At 71.1% G+C, this 19,556-nt stretch carries 12 protein-coding genes; 5 read left to right on the top strand and 7 right to left on the bottom strand.

The features are described from left to right. Window positions 1-146 precede the first annotated feature (146 nt). Window positions 147-5,306, bottom strand: a complete 5,160-nt coding sequence (locus ACNI65_RS25450) for an AAA family ATPase (RefSeq protein ID WP_416760325.1) — start codon at window positions 5,304-5,306, stop codon at window positions 147-149. Window positions 5,307-5,628: 322 nt separating this feature from the next. Here ACNI65_RS25450 and ACNI65_RS25445 point away from each other — a divergent pair, with 322 nt between their 5' ends. Both ACNI65_RS25445 and ACNI65_RS25440 read left to right on the top strand, forming a co-directional pair. After that, window positions 5,629-6,900 carry a hypothetical protein gene (locus tag ACNI65_RS25445; RefSeq protein WP_416760323.1) on the top strand — a complete coding sequence of 424 codons (1,272 nt, stop codon included), beginning with the start codon at window positions 5,629-5,631 and terminating at the stop codon, window positions 6,898-6,900. A 10-nt stretch (window positions 6,901-6,910) separates the two neighbouring features. After that, window positions 6,911-7,150 (top strand): hypothetical protein, encoded by a 240-nt coding sequence (locus ACNI65_RS25440; protein WP_416760322.1) that lies wholly within the window; start codon window positions 6,911-6,913, stop codon window positions 7,148-7,150. A gap of 18 nt (window positions 7,151-7,168) precedes the next feature. Here the strand turns inward: ACNI65_RS25440 and ACNI65_RS25435 are convergent, their stop codons facing one another. The 3 genes from ACNI65_RS25435 to glnE form a co-directional block, all read right to left on the bottom strand. After that, a complete protein-coding gene (locus ACNI65_RS25435; RefSeq protein ID WP_416760321.1) occupies window positions 7,169-8,053 on the bottom strand; it encodes a DMT family transporter in 885 nt (294 codons plus the stop codon). A gap of 9 nt (window positions 8,054-8,062) precedes the next feature. Next, window positions 8,063-8,665 (bottom strand): rhombosortase, encoded by a 603-nt coding sequence (rrtA, locus tag ACNI65_RS25430; RefSeq protein WP_416760320.1) that lies wholly within the window; start codon window positions 8,663-8,665, stop codon window positions 8,063-8,065. Window positions 8,666-8,751: 86 nt separating this feature from the next. Beyond that, the gene (gene glnE / locus ACNI65_RS25425) at window positions 8,752-11,523 is read right to left on the bottom strand and encodes a bifunctional [glutamate--ammonia ligase]-adenylyl-L-tyrosine phosphorylase/[glutamate--ammonia-ligase] adenylyltransferase (protein ID WP_416760319.1); all 2,772 of its coding nucleotides are present in this window, start codon (window positions 11,521-11,523) and stop codon (window positions 8,752-8,754) included. Between the two features lie 25 nt (window positions 11,524-11,548). Here glnE and ACNI65_RS25420 point away from each other — a divergent pair, with 25 nt between their 5' ends. From ACNI65_RS25420 to ACNI65_RS25410, 3 genes are all read left to right on the top strand, one after another. Beyond that, window positions 11,549-15,688 carry a YhdP family protein gene (locus tag ACNI65_RS25420; protein WP_416760317.1) on the top strand — a complete coding sequence of 1,380 codons (4,140 nt, stop codon included), beginning with the start codon at window positions 11,549-11,551 and terminating at the stop codon, window positions 15,686-15,688. Next, window positions 15,685-16,539, top strand: a complete 855-nt coding sequence (locus ACNI65_RS25415; RefSeq protein ID WP_416760316.1) for a carbon-nitrogen hydrolase family protein — start codon at window positions 15,685-15,687, stop codon at window positions 16,537-16,539. The genes ACNI65_RS25420 and ACNI65_RS25415 overlap by 4 nt, the downstream gene beginning before the upstream one ends. A gap of 126 nt (window positions 16,540-16,665) precedes the next feature. Next, window positions 16,666-17,253, top strand: a complete 588-nt coding sequence (locus tag ACNI65_RS25410) for a hypothetical protein (protein WP_416760314.1) — start codon at window positions 16,666-16,668, stop codon at window positions 17,251-17,253. 54 nt (window positions 17,254-17,307) lie between these two features. Here the strand turns inward: ACNI65_RS25410 and ACNI65_RS25405 are convergent, their stop codons facing one another. The 3 genes from ACNI65_RS25405 to ACNI65_RS25395 form a co-directional block, all read right to left on the bottom strand. After that, entirely contained in the window at window positions 17,308-18,009 is a 702-nt protein-coding gene (locus ACNI65_RS25405) for a hypothetical protein (protein WP_416760313.1), read from the bottom strand. A 6-nt stretch (window positions 18,010-18,015) separates the two neighbouring features. Further along, window positions 18,016-18,879, bottom strand: coding sequence for a biotin--[acetyl-CoA-carboxylase] ligase (locus ACNI65_RS25400; RefSeq protein WP_416760311.1), 864 nt, complete (start codon window positions 18,877-18,879; stop codon window positions 18,016-18,018). Between the two features lie 100 nt (window positions 18,880-18,979). Continuing rightward, window positions 18,980-19,483: an SET domain-containing protein gene (locus tag ACNI65_RS25395; RefSeq protein WP_416760309.1), complete on the bottom strand. Its 504-nt coding sequence runs from the start codon at window positions 19,481-19,483 to the stop codon at window positions 18,980-18,982. Between the last annotated feature and the right edge of the window lie 73 nt (window positions 19,484-19,556).

Here is a 19,556-nt window from a genome sequence, read left to right as displayed (position 1 = left end):
CCGGGGGCGCCGTCTTCCGCGATGGGATCGATCGGACCAGAGCGCGCCCGTGGGGCCCATCCTCCCCGCCGGTGGTGCCGGCCATACCTCGGTTTCCCCCGCCTCATCCTCGTGGCGGCGCGTCCGACGCGCGCAGGCCGCCGTCCTCATGCGTCCGCCAGGGCCTGCTCATCCGACGGTTCACCCGCCGAGGGCGGCTCCGGGCCGTCGCCGCAGGCGCCGAAGCTCGGCAGATGCAGCGTGACCCGCGTGCCGCCCTCGCTGCCGGGGGCGAATTCGAGCGTGCCGCCATGCGCATCGACGATGGACTTGCAGATCGCCAGGCCCATGCCCATGCCCTCGGACTTGGTCGTGAAGAAGGGCTCGGTGAGCTGCCCGGCCGCGTCGGGCGCGATGCCGGTGCCGTGGTCCTCGATCTCGACGCGGATCAGGTCGGGCCGCGCGACGCCCCAACGCATCGTGAGGAGACGCTGGCCCACCGACGTGTCGACCATCGCCTCGGCGCCGTTCATGAGCAGGTTGATCGCGACCTGCTGCAGCTGCACGCGATCGCCGCGCACGCGGCACGGGCGCGCCGGGCCGATGACGCGCAGCGTGACGCCGAGCTCCACCATCGAGCCGCCCACCAGCGACACGCATTCGCGCAGCGCGTCGCACAGGTCGATGTCGGCGAACTGCGGCTCGGCCTTGCGGGCCATCGCCCGCAGGCCCTGGATGATGCTCTTGGCCCGCTTGGCGCTGAGCCGCACGTGCGAGACCATCGCCAGCGCCTCGACGATGTCGGGCTCCTCGCGCTCCAGCCAGCGCGACGCGGCGCTGGCCGACGTGTCGATGGAACTCAGCGGCTGGCCGATCTCGTGGACGATCGAGGCCACCAGCTCGCCCATCGCCTTGAGCCGGCTGGCGCGTCCGAGCTCGGCCAGCGCGGCGCGCAGCCGTTCCTCGGCCTCGGCGCGCTGGCGGTTCTGATCGACGAGCGCCTCGTACAGCCGCGTGTTCTCGAGCGAGAACGCCGCCTGCGACGCGATCACCTCCAGCAGCTCGGCCTTGGCCGGCGTGAACACGCGCGGCGCCAGGCTGTTCTCCAGGTACAGCACGCCGATCAGGCGCGCGTAACGCATCATCGGCACGCACAGCAGCGAGCGCGGACGGGCGCGCTTGACGTACTCGTCCTGCCCCAGCGCCGCGGCCTCGCGCGCGTCGTCGTACTGCGCCGCGTGCTGCGTGCGCGCCACCGCGTGCGCGATGGACACGGGCAACACCTCGCCGCTGAAGGCCGCCGGATCCTGCGTCACCGCGATCTGGCCGCCGACCATGCGCGCTCGCGCCCGCACGGTCCATTCGCCGTCGCGCCACAGCGCCAGCGCGCCGTAGTCCGCGCCCGCCGATTCGAGCGCGGTGCGCATGGTCGTCTCGACGATGCGCTCGGGCACGATGTCGCTGGCCAGCGCGTGGGTGATGCGCAGCACGGCCTGCACGTCGAGTTCATGCAGGCGGCTCGCCGGTCCGCTGATCTCGACGTCCTGCAGTTCGGGATGCCGTTGCTGGAGCTGGCGCGCCTTGGCCGCCGCGCCCCAGCGCTGCCACGCCGCGAGCGCATGGCGCAGGTAGGCGCGGCGTTCGATCTCGCGACCCAGTCCCGCGTGGAAGGACGCTGCGAGTTCCGCCGCGAGCGCCTCCACCTGCGTGAAGCCGTGGCGGCGCGCCTGCGCCACCGCCGCGGCGTAAAGCTCGGCGGCATCGGCTGGCTTGCCGCGCACGCGGGCGAGCTCGGCATTGGCGAGGTCGCGCCGCGCGCCGAAGTTCTCCGGACACTCCGCGGCCCAGGCGCCGAGCGCGAAGAGATGCCGCTCCAGGGCGGCGTCCTGCGCCACGTCGCGCTCGCGCAGTTGCAGCAGCGCCAGCGCGCCGTAGAAGGCGAGGTCGCCACATTCGGCGAACTTGCGCGCGACGGCCACGCAGGCCTCGGCGCGGCGCCGCGCCTCGATCGCCTCGGGCAGATCGCCGAAGAGCAGCCCCACCTGCAGCCGGTGGACCCAATAGGCGAGGTCCACGAGCGTGACCGGCGCGCCCTCGATGGGCTCGGCCATCTGCTCGATCCGCTGATCCCCGCGCGGCTCGCCGTCCTGCAGCGCCGCCAGCAGCGAGCGCTGCGCCAGCACGGCGTTGACCACCAGCTGGAAGTTGGCGTCGCGGGCCCGTGCGAGCGCGCCGTCCACGGTCTGGCGCACGTCCTCGAGGAACTCCCCGGCGAACAGCATGCCGGTGGCCTGGTTGCGTCCGCAGTACAGCGCGAAGGTGTGGTCGCCCTCGCGGGTGGCGATGTCGAAGGCGCGCACGAAATACTCGCGGGCCGCGCGCGCGGGCTGGGTCCAGGGCACGACGAAGGTCGCGTAGGTGTGCAGCACGCGCGCCCGGTAGCGGCGCAGGCCGCGCGTCTCCACCAAGTGCAGAGCGAGCTCGCCGAACGCGCGCGAGCCGGCGAAATCGAAGTAGCGCGCGCCCAGCACCTGGATCAGGCAGACATAGCCGTTGGCCGACGCATCGCAGTGGCCGTGCGCGATGGCCAGCCGCACCATGCGCAGCAGCATGAAGTCCACGAGCTGCTGGTCCGAGTACATCGCCGGGGGCAGCAGGTCGGCAAAGATGTCCACGCAGGCGCGGCGGCGCGGATCCGCATCGATGGGCCAGTTGCGCAACGCCGCCACCCCGTGTTCATCGAGCCACGCCCGCAGCAGCGCGTATTCCGCGTCGACCTGCGCGGGGGTCGGATGGCGCGGGATGTCGATGGCCGCGGCGCTGGCGAGGAAGGCCAGTCCGATGTCCAGCGCCAGGTCGAAGCGCCCCAGCGTCGTGTACAGCGCCACGCGCAGCCGCGCGACGTCGGCGCCGAAGCTGGCGTCGCCGCCCAGTCCCTGCAACGCGGACAGACGCATCTCGGCCGCTTCGAGCGCGCCGGTCATGAACTCCGCCTCGCCGCACAGCAGGCTGGCCTCGAGCGCCTCCGGGCTGGTCTGCTCGTCGCCGAACCAGCTCAGGGCCCAGCCGAAGAAGTCCAGCGCGGCGTGGTGCGCGGTGGCGGCCTTGGCGCGCTTGCCGGCTTCCAGGTTGATCAGCGCGAAGGCGCGGCGCTCGGACGCGGTGTCGACCGCCGACAGCGCCTGGTTGGCCTGGGTCGCGACCAGGAACGGCGCGACGCGTCCGTCCTCGGACGCCGCGGCGACGCGCAGCCGCCGCGCGATGCCCAGGTGTCGCGCCGCGCGCTGCGCGGCGGGCACGCCAGCGTGCACGGCTTCACGGACGTGGTCGTGCGTGAAGGTCCAGTCGCCGCGATCGAGCGCGACGAAGCCGGCGGCGATCGCCTCGGCGAGCGTCGCGGCGAGCGCGCGCTCGTCCTGGTCGGCGGCCAGCGCCAGCAGCGCGGGCGCGGCGCGGTCGCCCAGGCTCGCCAGGGTGCGCAGCAACGCGAGGGTCGCCGCGGGCAGTTCATCGAGTTCACGCACGAGCAGCTCCCCGACATCGTGGATCACCGGACACGCGGCGATGCGTTCGGCAAACCACGCCCAGCGCGAGCTGGCGGCGTCGTAACCGAGCAGGCCCTTGCCGACCAGCCGCGCGAGCAGCCGGCGGATGAAGAACGGGTTGTGGCCGGTGAGGTCCCGGACCATCGTCAACAGCGGACCGAGTTCATCGGCTTCCTGACCCAGCACCTGGCGGATGAGCGCGCGGACGGCGTCGCCGTCCAGCGGCTGCAGGTCCACGTGCAGCGCGCCCGGGCGCGTGCACAGCGCCGAGGCCCGCAGCGGATGCGGTGATTGGGCGTCGCTCGACCGCATCGAGCCGGCCAGCAGCAGCGGCGCGTCCTCGAAGTCGATCAGCAGACGCTCCAGCACGCGCAAGGTGTCGACGTCGGCCCACTGCAGGTCGTCCAGCAGCAGCACCAGCGGTTGTTCAGGGCGGGCGAAGGCGGCGAAGAGTCGCGCCATCGCGCGCAGCACGATCTCGCGTTCGAAGATCAACGCGGTGTCGCCGGGCGCGGGCACCGCGGGCGCTTCATCGAGCCCCAGCACCGCGCCGAGGCCGGGCACCCAGCCGGCGAGTGTCGCGCCCACTGGCGCGGTGGCCTGGCCCAGGCGATCGCGCCAGGCCTCGAACTCGAGATCGGAACTGCCGAGCACGCCTTGCAGCAGGGGCTCCAGGGCCCGGGCCAGCGCGTCGAACGGCACGCCGCTGCGCGCGGCGTCGCACTTGCCGCTGGCCACGCGCGGCGCGACCGGCAAACGCATGCGGGCGACGGCCTCGCGCAGCAGGGCGGACTTGCCCAGCCCCGCGCCGCCCCACACCCACGCGGTGCGGGCGCCCTGGCCGTCGGCCACCGCGCGATACAGCGTGGCGATGCGCTCGAGTTCGTCCTCGCGTCCGACGACGGGGCCGGCGTCCCGCGCCGCGGCGAGCGCCGCGCCGGCGTCGAGCGCGAAGTCGGGGATGGTGCCGTGGCGGCGCAGCAGTTCGTCGCAGCTGCGCAGGTCCGCGAGCAGCCCGCTGGCCTCGGCGTAACGGCGGTCGGGGGATTTCTGCAGCAGCCGCAGCACGATGCGCGACAGCTGCGCGGGGACCTCGGGCCGCAGCGCGTGCACCGGCATCGGCAGGCGCGTCGCGTGCGCATGGATGCGCGCGGCGGCATTGGGGCCGTCGAATGGCGGCGCGCCGGTGAGCAGCTCATGGAAGATGCAGCCCAGCGCGTAGAGGTCGGCGCGGGCGTCGACGTCGACATTCATGCGGGCGCCGAGCTCCGGCGCCATGTAGTCGAAGCGCGCGTCGTCCCAGGCGAGCGATTCCTCGCCGCGCGGCGGGACCTCGCCCCGGCGCTGCGCGAAGCCGAAGCCGGTGATCGCGGCGGCGCCGGTGGCCTCGTCGACGAGGAAGCAGTCGGGCGCCAGCGCGCGGTGCACGATCTGCGCGGCGTGCATGCCGGCGACGGCGGCCGCGAGCCCGCGCGCCACGCGCAGGAAGGCCGCGGGCGCGAGCGGCTGGCGGCAGGCCTCGCCGAGCAGGCGGCCGCCGGGGTCGCGCAGCAGGAGGACGACGCCCTCGCCGCTGGGCTGGAGGGCCTCGGGCACGGCGGCCCAGTCGGGGTGGAGGGTGGCGCGCAGGGCGTATTCGCGCTGGAGCAGCGCGAGCGCGGCGGGCGCCTGGCTGCCGCGGCCCGCCACCAGCACGGACGGACCGCGCTGCGGATGAGCCCGGTGCAGCCGGGTCCCGCGCGGGGTCAGCTCGAGGAAAGGGAGGCGGGCATGATCATTCATCGGGAGTTTCAATGTAGGGAACACTACATGAACTTCCATGATATGAGCCGACCTCGACACCCGCAAGACGACATGCGGTAGCGGCCTCCCTCTAAAGAGTTAGTTCGAGGGTTTGGGAGGGGGTGTCCGTGCGTGGAGGCGATCGGACGGCGGGTGATCGCGGGTTTCGGCTCCCCCGGAGGGACGATGGGCGCCAAGTGCCTGACTTGAACAAGGCAGGCAGCCAGTCAATTGAGCAATTGGCAATGTCGGGCGCGATCCGAAGAATCGGCGCCTTGCTCATCCAGGCCGTTCATCGCCCCTTCCCAGCAGGACCCTCACCATGACCAGCGAAGTGCTCATCCTCAACAAGAAGGCGGTCGTGATCGGCGCGGACAGCGCCGTGACCACTTCTCACGGCGCGGATCACCCGCGCTACTCGAAGTCCGCCAACAAGATCTTCGAACTCACGCAGCAAGGCTCAATGGCCGCGGCGATCTACGGCACGGCGAGCATCGACGGTGTTCCCTGGGAATTGGCCATCAAGCTCTTTCGTTCGCACCTGGCTGCCGGGAGCTTCAGTCGGGCCAGTGACTACGCGGAAGCGCTGGTCTCTTTCCTCAACACCAATGAGCGACTGTTTCCGAAGGCACTACGCGATCAACGCGAAGACGCGCACTTCGACGCAGCCATCAAGGAGATCACGCGGCACATCCGCAGCGTCGACGCCAGCATCCTTGATCCCGAACGGGACTTCGAAGAGCGACGGGCGGCATGGTCCACGCAAGCAGGCCGTCTGCGTGAACAGCTCATCTCGACCGGCGTCTCGCCGCCCCTCTCGGAGTCGGCGCTCGGGGCGCTTCTTGAAGATCTGGAGGTCTGGACGATGCGAGCGAACGACCAGATCCGGGAGACGCCAGAGTTTGCGGCATTTGAAGGTGCGGAGCTTGCCGAGCTGGGCCACAGGCTTCGATACGCGGTGCCGCACATCTTGTTGCCGCGAACGGGCCTCGTCGTTGCGGGCTATGGAGAGGATCAGATCTTCCCGGCCTATGAGCAGCTCGAGGTGTTCGGCCACGTCGGCGACGAACTCTTCTACCGTTCAAAGAACAAGTTCGAGGTGACCCATTCCGGTATCGCGATGATTCAACCGCTGGCTCAAACATCCATGATTGACGCCTTCACCGATGGGTTTGGCCGATCGTTGGAAGACATCATCGAGACGCAAAGCCGGATCGCGTTCTCTCAGGTCTTCGAGCGCTTGAGCGACGCGGGCATGCCGGTGCCAGACGATATCCGGAACGGGGTGTCCAAGGCCTGCCATGAGGACTTCATGGTCGCGTGGAAACGCCTGAACTGGCAGAACAACTTCTCGCCGCTCGTGGATGTGCTCCAAAGCCTAAGCGTGCAGGAAATGGCTCATCTTGCGGAGTCCCTGCTGGGACTCGAGTCCTTGAAGGAGCGCGTCACGGCTTCCTCGGAATCAGTCAGCGGTCCGATAGATGTTGCGGCGATCACCAAGGGCGAAGGTCTGGTCTGGATCCGTCGCAAACACTACTTCGACCCTGCGCTCAACATGCGCTATGCCGAGCGTTTGAACCGGTCCTTCAATTGATGGAGAAGACATGAACACGATCAAGCAATCCTTGCCAGTTGAGGCGCCGCTCAGTCGAATCGAAGAAGCTCTTCGCAGCCTGTCTTGTGAACAGATGAGCAGGGTCGAGGTCCACCAGCGCTTTGCCGCGGCGCAGCGTGAGGAGGAAGCCCGGCCCGACCGAGCACCGATGGTGCTCTGGGCGAAGCGCCACTTTCAAGAGAGCACTGTCGATGCGCCTCGACCGGGCCTCGGCGCGTTCATCCCCTGATCATCGAAGCGTCGGGATTCACCGATTGACCATCACGATCCCCGCCGCCAGCCCGGCGAGGGCGAGCATCAACCGCGGCGCGATCGGCTCGCCGAGCAGCAGCGCTCCAGCCAGCAGACCGAACAGGGGCGTGCTCAGCGTGAAGCTCGACAGCTTCGTCGCGGGGTAATGACGGATCAGCCAGAACCACAGCAGGTAACTCGCGAACGACACGATCACCGCCTGGAAGCCGAACAGCCCCGCCAGCCGCCAGGACCAGTCCAGCGGCAGCACCTCGCCGGTCGCCACCGCGCCCGCCGCCAGCGCCACCGCTGACACCGCCAGCTGATACAGCAGCGTCTTCTCCGCACTCGCCAAAGACAACTTCGTCGCCCGGATCGCCAGCGTCGTCCCGCCCCAGAGCAGCGCGGCCAGCAGACCCAGCGCATCGCCCAGCCATTGCAGGCGCTGACCACTGCCCTGCAGCCCCTCGCCGAAAGCGAAAGCCACCGCCGCGAACGCGATCAGCAGCCCGATCGCCTGACGCCGCGACAGGCGCTCCGCCGGCGAGATCAAGGGCATGCCCAGCGCGACCACGAACGGCGAAAGGTAGAGGAACACCACCATCCGCGACGCCGTCGTGTACTGCAGCCCGACGAAGATGCAGGCGAACTCCGCGGCGAACAGCAGACCCGCGAGCAGCCCGCCCGGCAGGCTGCCGTCAGGACGGAACAGCGCGATGCCGCGCACCGCGGCGAAGGCCCAGACCAGCAGTCCGGCCAGGCCCGAGCGCAGCGCGGCCTGCCACAGCGGGCCGATCTCCGTCAGCGCGGCCTTGGCCGCGACCTGATTCAAGCCCCACAGCACGCAGCATCCCAGCAGGATGACCACCGCCGCGCCGTCGAGATGCTGCTTGCGTTCCATGGCGCCGGATCATGCCCGGCGGCGTGTCCAGGCCCGCGCGGCCAACGCACACAGCAGCGCCGTCGCCACGCCGGCCACGAGCCCCGTCAGATGCGCCAATGGCGCGATCGCGATGCTCCAGCCGTCCCAGTGCCGCAGCGGCGGTCCGGACAAGGGCCGCTCCGCCGCTACCTTCGCGATCAGGCCCAATCCGATCAGCAGACCGATGACCCGCTCGCGGCCATGCGAGGCCCGCATCCGCATCATCCCGATCGCCGCCACCGCCACGCCCGCATGCAGCACGCCGGACGCGCCGCCGAATCGCGTCAGCGAGGGCTCGATCAGCAGGCCCAGTTGCGTCAGCGGCCACGCGAGCAGCCACGCCAGCGCGTCGCGCGCGCTCAGCCGGGCCGCGACGCCCAGCAAGCCCACGACGGCGCAGCCCGCCAGGTTGGCGATCAGGTGCTGCGGGCTCCAATGCAGCCATGCGGCGCTCAGCGCGCGCCAGGGCTCGGCGGCGGCCCGCTCGGGCCGCCATTCGAGCGCCGCCTGCACGGACGCGGGCTGGATCCACGCGACCATCGCGCCGATCGCCAGCGCCATCGCCACCAGCAACCATGCGCGTCCTGGCATCGAGGATCTCCTTGAAGCAACTACGGCGAATACAACGAATGCGGCTGATGCGGCGGATGTAGCGGCGGTGGCTGCGGATGCGGCGTTCAGCCGAAAACGGCCCGCCACAGCGCCAGCACCGCGTCACGCTGCGGCGCGAGCGCCTCGGCGGCTTCGCCCTCCAGCGCGGTGGCCTGCTCGTTGAGCCGCGCCCGGTGCTGCACCCGGCGAAGCTCGCGATAGGCATCGGCCGCCGCGCGACCGACGTCCGCCGGCAGCAGCCCCGCGGCCTCGGCGCGCTGCAGCAGCGCGATGTTGCCGGCGTTGGCCAGCAGATCGGGCAACTGCGCCGAGTGCGCCAGGATCAGGTACTGCAGCGCGAATTCCGCGTCGACCATGCCGCCCGGGCTGTGCTTCACGTCGAAGAAACCGGCGCGCACGGCCCGCGCCGTGCGCAGCTTCTCGCGCATCGCGACGACTTCCTCGCGCAGCGCCGCCGGATCGCGCGGCGCGGTCAGCACCGCGCGGCGCGTGGCCTCGAAGCGCTCCGCCAGCGACGCATCGCCGGCGCAGAAGCGCGCCCGCGTGATCGCCTGGTGTTCCCAGGTCCACGCCGTGTTGCTGCCCCGGCCGCCCTGGTAGTTCTCGAAGGAGCTGATCGACGTCACCAGCAGCCCCGAGTTGCCGTTGGGCCGCAGCGCGGTGTCGATGTCGAAGAGCTCGCCCGCGGCCGTGCGGATCGTCAGCCAGGTGATCAGCTTGCGCACGAAGGCGCCGTAGATCTCCGCGGCGTTCTCGTCCTCGTCGTCGAAGAGGAACACCAGGTCCAGGTCGCTGCCGTAGCCCAGCTCCTTGCCGCCGAGCTTGCCGTAGGCGATCACCGCCAGCCGCGGCGTGTCCCGGTGCTTCTGCTTGAGCCGGTCCCAGGCCCAGGCCAGCACGCATTGCAGCGTCGCGTCCGCGAGCAGCGACAGCTCGTCGGCGACCTGCTCCACGCTGATCTGACCCTCGACGTCGCGCACCAGCGTGCGGAAGACCTCGGCGTGATGGGCGCGACGCACGCTGTCCAGCAGCGCGTCCTCGCTCGCCTCGCCGTGCTCGGCCCAGGCATCGTGCCGCGCCTGCAGGTCCTGGATGAAGGCCGCGCCATCGAAGCGCTCGTGCAGCAGCCGCGCGTCGGCCAGCTCGTCGATCACGCCCGGATGCTGCATCAGGTAGCGCATCGGCCAGCGCGCCAGGCCCAGCAGCCGCAGCAGCCGGCCCTGCACCGCCGGTCGCTCGACCAGCAGCGCGAGATAGCTCTCCCGGCGCAGCAGCGGCTCGATCCAGTCCACGAAACGCAAGGCGGCGTCCAACGTGCATTCGCCCTGGCGCACCGCCAGTCCCGCGCGGCCGACCAGCTTGGCCAGCCGCAGCCGCGACTCCTCGCGCAGGTTATGCACCCGCGCCTGCTGCGCCCAGCGGCGCACGTTGGCGGCCAGCTCGGGCTGGAGCTTGTCCAGGAACTCCTCGCTGTCGATGGGCAGCGGCGGACCGCCGCACATGCCGTTCTTGCAACTGCCCTTGCCCGGCGCGACGCCGTCGTGCAGCAACGCGTCGAACTCGGTGGCGACCAGCTCGCGCACCTCCATCAACTTGTCCATCAGCGGACAGGCGTGGCTGTTGCACGTCAGGCACAGGCTGCGGGCGATCCAGCCGATGTCCTCATCGGACGCCGGCAGGCAGTGCGTCTGCTGGTCGTCCAGGTACTGGATGCGGTGCTCGACGCGGCGCAGGAAGTCGTACCCCTGCGCCAGCGCCGCGGCGGTCTCGGGTTTCATCAGCCCACGCGCGGACAGGCGCGTCAGCGCCTTGAGCGTGGACCGGGTGCGGATCTCGGGGAACTGCCCGCCGCGCACCACCTGCAGCAGCTGGACGATGAATTCGATCTCCCGGATGCCGCCGCGCGACAGCTTCACGTCGTTGGCGCGCTCGGGCCGGCCGGCGGCGCGGCGCTGGGCCTCGTCGCGGATCTTGCGGTGCAGTTGCCGCAGGCCCTCGAAGACGCCGTAATCCAGGTAGCGGCGGTAGACGAAGGGCGTCACCAGGCTGCGCAGCTGCATCGCGCGGCCGTTCTTGACGCTGGCGCGCGGGGCGACGACGCGGCTCTTGAGCCACGCGAAGCGCTCCCACTCGCGGCCCTGCACGAGGAAGTACTCCTCGAGCATCGCCATGCTGACCGCCGGCGGCCCGGAATTGCCGTTGGGCCGCAGCGCCAGGTCCACGCGGAAGACCTGGCCGTCCTCGGTCACATCGCCGATCAGCGTGGACAGGCGGCGCGACAGCTGCGCGAAGTATTCGTGGGCGGAGATCTTCTGGCGTCCCGGGCCGGCGTCGGCCCCCTCGGTGACGCCGTCTTCCTCGTAGACATAGATCAGGTCGATGTCGGAGGACACGTTGAGCTCGCGCCCGCCGAGCTTGCCCATGCCGACGACCCAGAAATCGATGTCCTGGCCGATCGCGTCGCGCGGCGCGCCGTACTGCGCGTCGAGTTCCTCGCGGCAGTGCGCGACGCCGATGTCCAGCGCGACCTCCGCCAGGTGCGTCATCGCCTGGGTGACGTCGGTCATCGGGGCGCCCTGCTCGACGTCGAGCACCGCCAGGCGTTCCATCACCAGCTGGCGCATCACCCGCAGCGCGGCGGGCAGCGGGCGCCCGGCTTGCCGGAGCTGCTCGACGACGGCGCGCATCACCGCGTCGTCCGGCAGTCCCGGCGGCAGCAGGGGCAACTCGGCCGCGTAACGGCGGCGGATGCGCTGAACGAATCGGCTGTGGTCCGCGGACGCGGCGGGTGTCGGAACGCCCGTCGGGTCGGAGGTTGCCGAGGCAACTGAATCCATCGGTAAAGAAAGCTCTCGCTGGCTCATGCCGGAAATGGCTGTGCTAGATTCGGCGACCGCCGTCCCCTCTTACATGTCTTCGTCCGCCGTCACCAGTTCTGACTCCGGTTCCGCGGTCGCGAAGCGACGCTGGTGGGCACGTTGCGCCCTCTGGCTGGGACTGACTTCGCTGGGGGTCTTCTCCCTGCTGATCGCGGCCTGGCTTGCATTGCACTGGGCGATTCTGCCGCACATCGACGACTGGCGACCCCAGCTCGAAAAGCAAGCCACCCAGGCATTGGGGGTACCCGTTCGGATCGGCGCGATCCATGCCAGTTCCTCCGGCTGGATCCCCACGCTGGACCTGCGCGACGTCCGCGTCATCGACACCGCCGGCCACGAGGCCCTGCACCTGCCGCGGGTCAGCGCCTCGCTCTCGCCGCGCTCGCTGCTGGTCTTCGAGTTGCGTTTCTCCCAACTGCTGCTGGACAGCCCCGAGCTGCTGCTGCGCCGCGACGCCCAGGGCCGCGTCTTCATCGCCGGGCTCAGCGTGGACGGTCCGTCGGACACGCAGGCCTCGGACGCCGCCGCCGACTGGTTCTTCGAGCAGCATGAATTCGCCATCCTCCACGGCCGCATCCGCTGGGTCGACGAGCTGCGGGGCGCGCCGCCGCTGGAGCTCTTCGACCTGAATCTCGTGCTGCGCAACGGGCTGCGCCGCCATGCGCTGCGCCTGGACGCCACCCCGCCGGCCGGCTGGGGCGAGCGCTTCACGCTGCGCGGCGAATTCACCCAATCGCTGCTGGACCGCCCCGGCGCGGTGCAGCGCTGGAGCGGCCAGCTCTACGGCCACCTGCCGCGCACCGACGTGAGCGAGCTGCGCCGCTACGTGGACCTGCCCTTCGAGCTCAACGAGGGCGACGGCGCGTTGCGCGCCTGGCTGGAGCTGGACCGCGGCCAACCGCGCAGCCTGACGCTGGACATGGGCCTGCGCGCGGTGAAGCTGCGCGTCGCGCCGGGCCTGCCCGAGCTGGCGCTGGCGCGCATCGGCGGCCGGCTGGTGCTCAAGCAGACCCCGCAATCGCTGTCTCTGGAAGCGAAGCAGCTCGGCTTCCAGGCCGGCGACGGCCTGGACTGGCCGCGCTCGGACTGGGCGCTGGACATCAAGCGCGATGCCAAGACCGGCGCGCTGACCGGGGGCGACTTCCAGGCCCAGCAGCTGGATCTGGCGCTGGGCTCGCAGATCCTGGCGCGCCTGCCGCTCGCGGAGTCGCAGCGTCAGCTGATCGCCGACATGAAACCCGGTGGCCTGCTCCAGGCGGTGCAGGTCCACTGGGAGGGCCCGCTGGACGCGCCGCGCACCTACCGCGCCAAGGGCCAGCTCCAGGGCCTGCAACTGGCCGCCGCCGCGCCCGAGGCGCCCGCCGACCCGGGATCGGCGCCGCCCGCGGGCCGGCCTGGCGTGCGCAACGCCTCGCTGCAATTCGAGGCGAGCGACCAGGGCGGCACCGCCACCGTGTCCATCGCGGACGGCGACGTGACCCTGCCGGGCGTCTTCGAGGAAGCCACCCTGCCGCTCAAGCAGGCGCAGGCCTCGCTGCAATGGCGCGCGATCCGGCCGGTGGCTCCGGCGGCGGCCTCCGCCCCCCGCGCGCGCTGGTCGGTGCAATTCAACGACGTGCGCATCGCCAACGAGGACCTGCGCGCCGAGGTCCAGGGCAGCTGGCAGAGCGGCGAGGGCAAGCATCCGCATGACGCGGGCAGGCTCGACCTGACGGGCCGCATCGAGGAGATCCGCGCGCCGCGCGTGCTGCGCTACCTGCCCGCGTCCATGGGCCATGACGCGCGGCGCTATGTGCGCGACGCCATCCGCGACGGCAGCGTGCAGAAGATCCAGGTGCGGCTGCAGGGCGACCTGGCCGAGTTCCCCTTCGACGCGCCCCGCAGCAAGGGCCAGTTCCGCGTGTCGGGCCAGGTGCGCGGCCTGACGCTGGCCTATGTGCCCAGCCACCCGGCGGAGGGCGAACTGCCCGCGTTCCAGTCGCCCTGGCCGCAGATGGACCAGCTCGACGCCGAACTCATCTTCGACCGCGCCGCGATGAACATCCGCAACGGCAAGGCCAAGCTCATGGGCGTGGACCTGGTCAACGTGCAAGGCGCCATCGCCGACCTGTATCACCACGCCCCGGTGCTGGAGATCGACGGCCAGGCGCGAGGCGCGCTCGTCGACGCGCTGCGCTACGTGAAGAGCTCGCCGGTGGCGGCGCTCACCAGCCACGTGCTGGACAACACGACGGCCACCGGCCCGATGGCGCTCAAGCTCAACCTGCGGCTGCCGTTGATGCACATCGACGACACCACCGTGAAGGGGCTGGTCACGCTGACCGGCAACGACGTCCGCATCCGCCCCGACACGCCGCTGCTCGGCCAGGCCAAGGCGCAGGTGAGCTTCGACCAGAAGGGCCTGCAGATCCGCGGCGGCCAGGCGCGCGTGCTGGGCGGTGACGCGACCTTCGACGGCGGCAGCCAGCCCGACGGCACGATGCGTTTCGCCGCGCAGGGCACGGTCACCGCCGAGGCGCTGCGCAACGCGCCGGAACTCGGCCTGCAGCAGGCCGCCTCGGTCATGACAGGCCAGACGGCGGTGCGCTTCGAGCTGGGCGTGCTCAAGGGGGGACAGACCGAGGTCGCGATCACCAGCCCGATGCAGGGCATCGCGGTGACGCTGCCTGCGCCGATGCACAAGGCCCCCGAGGACCCCTGGCCGCTGCGCATCGCCACGCGCGCGATCGCCGCGCCGGCCGGCGCGCTGCGCGACGAGCTGCGCGTGGAGGCCGGCCCGCTGCAGGCGCTGTACCAGCGCGACGTCACGCACGAGGCCAAGGTCCTGCGCGGCGCGATCGCGGTGCGCGACAAGCTCCCCGATCTGCCGGCGCAAGGCGTCGTCGCCCGCGCGAGCTTCGATCAGTTCAACGCCGACGCGTGGCAGACCGCCCTGCCCGGACTGAACGGCGGCAAGAGCGTGGAGCTCGACGCCAGCGCCGAGGACGGCTACTCGCCGACGCAGCTGACGCTGAAGGCGCAGACACTGCAGGTCTCGGGCCGCACGCTCAATGGCGTGACGGCGGGCATCTCGCATGACGTCGGCGCGGGGTGGCGCGTGTCGATGGACGCGCAGCAGCTCAGCGGGCTGATCGAGGTCCGCCCGGCCAAGCCCAATCAGCCGGGCCGCGTCTACGCGCGGCTGTCGCGGCTGTCGGTGCCGCGCAGCGACGTCGACGGCGTCGAGCAGTTGCTGGACAAGCAGCCCCGCTCGGTGCCGACGCTGGACATCGTCGTCGAGGACTTCGAGTTGCGCGGCAAGCGCCTGGGCCGGCTGGAGATCGACGCGCAGCAGCAGAGCGACGCGCGCGACTGGAAGCTCAACAAGCTGGTGCTCAAGAGCGCGGACGCGACGCTGAGCGCCTCGGGCAAGTGGGCGCCGGAGCCGGGTCAGGCGGTGCGCCGCACCGACCTGGACTGGAAGCTCGATGTCGCGGACGGCGGCAAGCTGATGGAGCGACTGGGCCAGGGCCAGGTGCTGCGCGGGGGCAAGGGCGCGCTGTCGGGCAAGGTGTCCTGGTCGGGATCGCCGCTGTCGCCGGATTACGCCAGCATGAGCGGCCAGCTCAGCGTGGAGATGGCCTCGGGTCAGTTCCTCAAGGCCGAGCCCGGCGTGGGCCGGCTGCTGGGCGTGCTCAGCCTGCAGTCGATCCCGCGGCGGCTGATGCTGGACTTCCGCGACGTGTTCTCCGAGGGCTTCGCCTTCGACAACGTCACCGGCGACATCCGCATCGCCAAGGGCGTGGCGCGCAGCGACAACCTGCGCATGCGCGGCCTGCAGGCGGCGGTGCTGATGGAAGGCAGCGCGGACCTTGCCGCCGAGACGCAGGACCTGCACGTGCTGGTGCTGCCCGAGATCAATGCGGGCGGGGCCGCGCTGGCCTACGCCGCGGTGAACCCGGCCATCGGGCTGGGCGCCTTCCTGGCGCAGTGGCTGCTGCGCAAGCCGCTGGCGGCGGCCAACTCCGAGGAATTCCGCGTCACCGGCACCTGGTCCGATCCCCGCATCGAGCAGTTGCCGCGACGCGCGCAGCCGCAGGGCAGCTACAACAACGCCACCGCGCAAGGAGAGTCCGTCCAATGAGCCCCTCCGTGACCGTCGCTGCGGTGCAGCTGGTGTCGAGCACCCGGCTCGAGGACAACCTCGAGCGCGCCGCCCATTGGATCGGCGAGGCGGCGCGCCAGGGCGCGACGCTGGTCTCGCTGCCCGAGTACTTCTGCCTGATGGGCCATCGCGACACGGACAAGCTGCCCTTCGCGGAACGCCCCGGCGACCTGGACGCGCCGATCCAGGGCGCGCTGAGCCGCGCGGCCCGTGCGCACGGCGTGTGGATCCTCGGCGGCACGCTGCCGATGGCGATCGACGGCGAGCCCGAGCCCGCCGCGCGCGTGCGCAACACCACCTGCGTCTTCGCGCCGGATGGCTCGATGGCCGCGCGTTACGACAAGCTGCACCTGTTCTGCTACGACAACGGCCGCGAGCGCCATGACGAGGCGCGCGTGCTGCAGGCCGGCGAGGCGCCGGTGACGCTAGCCGCCGCGCTGCCGGGCGGACCCACGCTGCGCGTCGGGCTGTCCATCTGCTACGACCTGCGCTTCCCGGAGCTGTACCGGGCGATGAGCTTCTCCGGCGATCGGCCGCTGGACCTGATCAGCGTGCCGGCGGCCTTCACCTACACGACGGGACAGGCGCACTGGGAGCTGCTGCTGCGCGCCCGCGCGGTCGAGAACCAGGCCTACGTCATCGCCGCGGCGCAGGGCGGCACGCATGAGAACGGCCGCCGGACCTGGGGCCACAGCATGGTCATCGACCCCTGGGGCGAGGTGCTCGCCTGCGTGCCCGAGGGCGAAGGCCTGGCGGTCGCCCGGATCGATCCCGCCCGCATCGCGCAGGTCCGCCAGCAGCTGCCGGCGCTGCAGCATCGGCGGCTGTAATCAGCGGTTCTGGTCGGCGGCCTTCATCCATGGTTCCGATCAACGGCTCTGATCCACGGCTCTGAGCGGGTTTTCAGGGTCACATCGCCCGATGCCCGCCCGCCGCGCCCAGGCAAGATGCCCGGCATGATCGACCGTCGCCCCGCCCCTTCCCGTTCCGCGCTGGCCTCGCTGGCCGCCGCGGCCTGCGCTTGCGCGCTGATGGCGGGCTGCGGCACGCCGGCCCGGCCGCTGGAGTCCTCGTTGACGGACATGGAGACGCTGCAGCTGCGCTCGTGGCTCAGCCCCCAGCTGCGCCGCAACATCGATCTGCTGCCGGTGACCGGCGGCGAGGAGACCTCGCGCTGGTGGGGCAGCCGGATCAACGGCATGACGCTGAACCAGACCTATCAGGAGTCGCTGCGGCGGCTGGGGCTGATGCCCGACGTGCCCGACACGGGGCGTTATCAGCTCAAGGTCGAGGTGCTGGCCCTGGCGCAACCCAATGTCCCGGTGCTGCCGGAAGTCGCGCTGTCGGTCCGCTACACCCTGACCGAACGCGCGGCCGGCGGCGGCAAGGTGCTGTACCAGCGGGTGCTGCGCACCTCGCAGAAGGCCGGCATCGACGACAGCCTCAGCCCCACGGAACAGCTGCGCATCGCCACCGAGGGCGCGCTGCGCAACAACATCGGGGAACTCGTGCGCGAGCTGGCCTCGCTCGCGCTGCCCGCCTGACCCCTTGAATCGCTGAACGTCTGCGCGCTCGAGCTCTGGCGCGGGCGTCCGCGCTCAGCGGCTGGCGCCCGATCCCGCAGCCGATCCGGAGGCCGCCGCGCTGGCCTCGGCCGGCGCCGAGGACGCTTCCACGGCGCAATCCTTGCGCTTCTCGCCCCAGGGGGGATTGGCCAGCGCGTTGAGCTTGCCGGTCTGCACGCCGTCCAGGCGCGAGAGTCTCAGCGTGGTCTGCTGCAGCGGTTCCTGCAGCCGCAGGACGCGCAGACCCTTGTAGGCGCGCTTGGTCATGCCGTCCAGCGCGGCCTGTGCCGCCGCCTCGCTGTCGTGCTTGCTCAGCACCAGCGTGGGTTGCTCGTCGGGGAAGCCCTGCAGCGGCTCGAAGGCGATCTTGGCGTTGCGGTAGGTCTCTTCCTTGCGCTCGCGGAAGTCCTTGCTGGGCATCTTGATCGTGGCCAGTGCCCAGACGCCGCCCGTGTCGACCGAGCGCGACTCGATCGCGGCCGACGGGATGCCGGCCGCGGCCAGCGTGGCGTTCGCGCGCTTGAGCAGCTCGTCCCCGATCAGCGGTCCGAGCTCCAGGCAGGACCGCGCGGCCAGCGCCGTCACCGCCTTCTGGTTGAGCAGCGACAGGCGCTCCGGATGGATCTGCTGATCCAGCCGCGGCGCGGACGATGACGCGCCCGCGATCCAGCCCTTGTTCCAGGCGAAGACCAGCACGTTGGCGACGAACAGCAGGATGACCGCGGCGCGCAGCATCTGGGCTTACCCCTGACCCGCGCCGAGCCGCACGCTGACCTCGCCGCCGCTGACCGTCTGCCGGCCTTGCGCGGTATCGATCAGCAGCTCGCCGCGTTCATTGACGCCCGCGCCGATGCCTTCCAGCAGACCGGCGGTGAGGGCGCGCCCCTGCAGCAGGTCGCGGGCGGAGAAACGCTCGCGCCAGGCGCCGAAGCCCTCGCGCGGGAAGGCCGCGAGCGCCTTCACCAGCGCCGGCGCCAGGCGGGCCAGCGCCTCGGGCGGCGTGATGTCGGGGATCAGTTCCTGCAGGCAGGCGAAGCCGGTGCCCAGTTGCGAGTCGGCGACCCGGGCCCGGTCCGACACGTTCAGGCCTACGCCGACGACGGCCATGCGCGAGCTGCCCGCGGGGACCGTCTCGATCAGGATGCCGCCGAGCTTGCGCTCATCCAGCCAGAGATCGTTGGGCCACTTCAGCGCCAGGCGGCGACCTTCGGGGTCGAGCGCCTCGGCGATGGCCGCGCCCACGACCAGCGACAGGCCCGACCAGTCGGCGACCTCCAGCGGCAGCGACAGCGAGAAGGTCAGCGACGCGCCCGCCGTGCTGTGCCAGGCGCGGCCCTGACGGCCCCGGCCGTGGGTCTGGTGCTCGGCGATCAGCAGGCAGGGGTGCAGGTCGTGCTGGCGGCGGCCGTAAGGCCGATCACCCGGGCGATCGCCGCCCCGGGCGGCGGCGCTGCTCGGCGGCGTGGCCTCGTCGCGGCGCACGCGCTCGACCAGCGTGGCGTTGGTCGATTCGACGCGCGCCAGCACCTCGATGCTGAGCCCCGGGAGCAACGGCTCCAGGTCTTGCCAGAGGGCTTCGGCGCCCCAGTTCTGATGTTCTTGCATCGCCGCGAATGTGATCCTGCGATCCGGTCTTGGTCTTCCCGACGCGTCGCCGCGCCGGTGGTGGGAATCCCCCGAGTCTAGAGGGAAGCCGGGGGGGATGTCAGCGCTTGGGCGCGAGCATCGTGCCGCGGCAGCCCGCCGTGCCGCACCGGCACTCGAAACGCTTCTTCAGCTTGGGCGTATAGCGCTCATCGATCACCAGACCATAGTCGTAGAACAGCTCCTCGCCCGGAGAAATATCCGTCAACGCGTGGATGAACACGCGGCCGTCCTTCTCGCGGGCCTCGCAGTTGGGGCTGCAGGCGTGGTTGATCCAGCGCGCGTTGTTGCCGTCGACGGCGGCGTCGATCACGCCGCCGGTCTCCAGGTGGAAATAGAACGTGTGGTCCGGCTGCGTCGGATCGTGCGGATGACGGCGCAGCGCCTCGTCCCAGTCGATGCGCTGGCCCTTGTATTCGATGAGCTTGTCGCCGGCCTGCAGCGGCACCAGCGCGTAGACACCGCGTCCGTGGACCCCGGAAGCCCGCACCGCGATGCGGGCGCCGCGCTTGCCGGCCGGCTCGGTGGAGGGAAAGACCTTCGAATCGGGACGCTGTTGCGGCATGGAGCGAGTCCGGTACATTGAATTCATGGGTGCGCGCGCGTGTACACGTACGTAGGTGCGTGGGCGCGCGCGA

This window comes from Roseateles sp. So40a, from assembly GCF_048081605.1.
GTDB lineage: Bacteria > Pseudomonadota > Gammaproteobacteria > Burkholderiales > Burkholderiaceae_C > Roseateles.
The sequence above is the reverse complement of the archived record's forward strand: the minus strand, read 5'-3'. Positions and strand labels throughout refer to the sequence as shown.

What these genes read in the sequence shown, in the direction of transcription:
- ACNI65_RS25450 (WP_416760325.1), bottom strand. Translation starts at nt 5,306, where the DNA reads ATGAATGATCATGCCCGCCTCCCTTTCCTCGAGCTGACCCCGCGCGGG.
- ACNI65_RS25445 (WP_416760323.1), top strand. Translation starts at nt 5,629, where the DNA reads ATGACCAGCGAAGTGCTCATCCTCAACAAGAAGGCGGTCGTGATCGGC.
- ACNI65_RS25440 (WP_416760322.1), top strand. Translation starts at nt 6,911, where the DNA reads ATGAACACGATCAAGCAATCCTTGCCAGTTGAGGCGCCGCTCAGTCGA.
- ACNI65_RS25435 (WP_416760321.1), bottom strand. Translation starts at nt 8,053, where the DNA reads ATGGAACGCAAGCAGCATCTCGACGGCGCGGCGGTGGTCATCCTGCTG.
- rrtA (WP_416760320.1), bottom strand. Translation starts at nt 8,665, where the DNA reads ATGCCAGGACGCGCATGGTTGCTGGTGGCGATGGCGCTGGCGATCGGC.
- glnE (WP_416760319.1), bottom strand. Translation starts at nt 11,523, where the DNA reads ATGGATTCAGTTGCCTCGGCAACCTCCGACCCGACGGGCGTTCCGACA.
- ACNI65_RS25420 (WP_416760317.1), top strand. Translation starts at nt 11,549, where the DNA reads ATGCCGGAAATGGCTGTGCTAGATTCGGCGACCGCCGTCCCCTCTTAC.
- ACNI65_RS25415 (WP_416760316.1), top strand. Translation starts at nt 15,685, where the DNA reads ATGAGCCCCTCCGTGACCGTCGCTGCGGTGCAGCTGGTGTCGAGCACC.
- ACNI65_RS25410 (WP_416760314.1), top strand. Translation starts at nt 16,666, where the DNA reads ATGATCGACCGTCGCCCCGCCCCTTCCCGTTCCGCGCTGGCCTCGCTG.
- ACNI65_RS25405 (WP_416760313.1), bottom strand. Translation starts at nt 18,009, where the DNA reads ATGCTGCGCGCCGCGGTCATCCTGCTGTTCGTCGCCAACGTGCTGGTC.
- ACNI65_RS25400 (WP_416760311.1), bottom strand. Translation starts at nt 18,879, where the DNA reads ATGCAAGAACATCAGAACTGGGGCGCCGAAGCCCTCTGGCAAGACCTG.
- ACNI65_RS25395 (WP_416760309.1), bottom strand. Translation starts at nt 19,483, where the DNA reads ATGCCGCAACAGCGTCCCGATTCGAAGGTCTTTCCCTCCACCGAGCCG.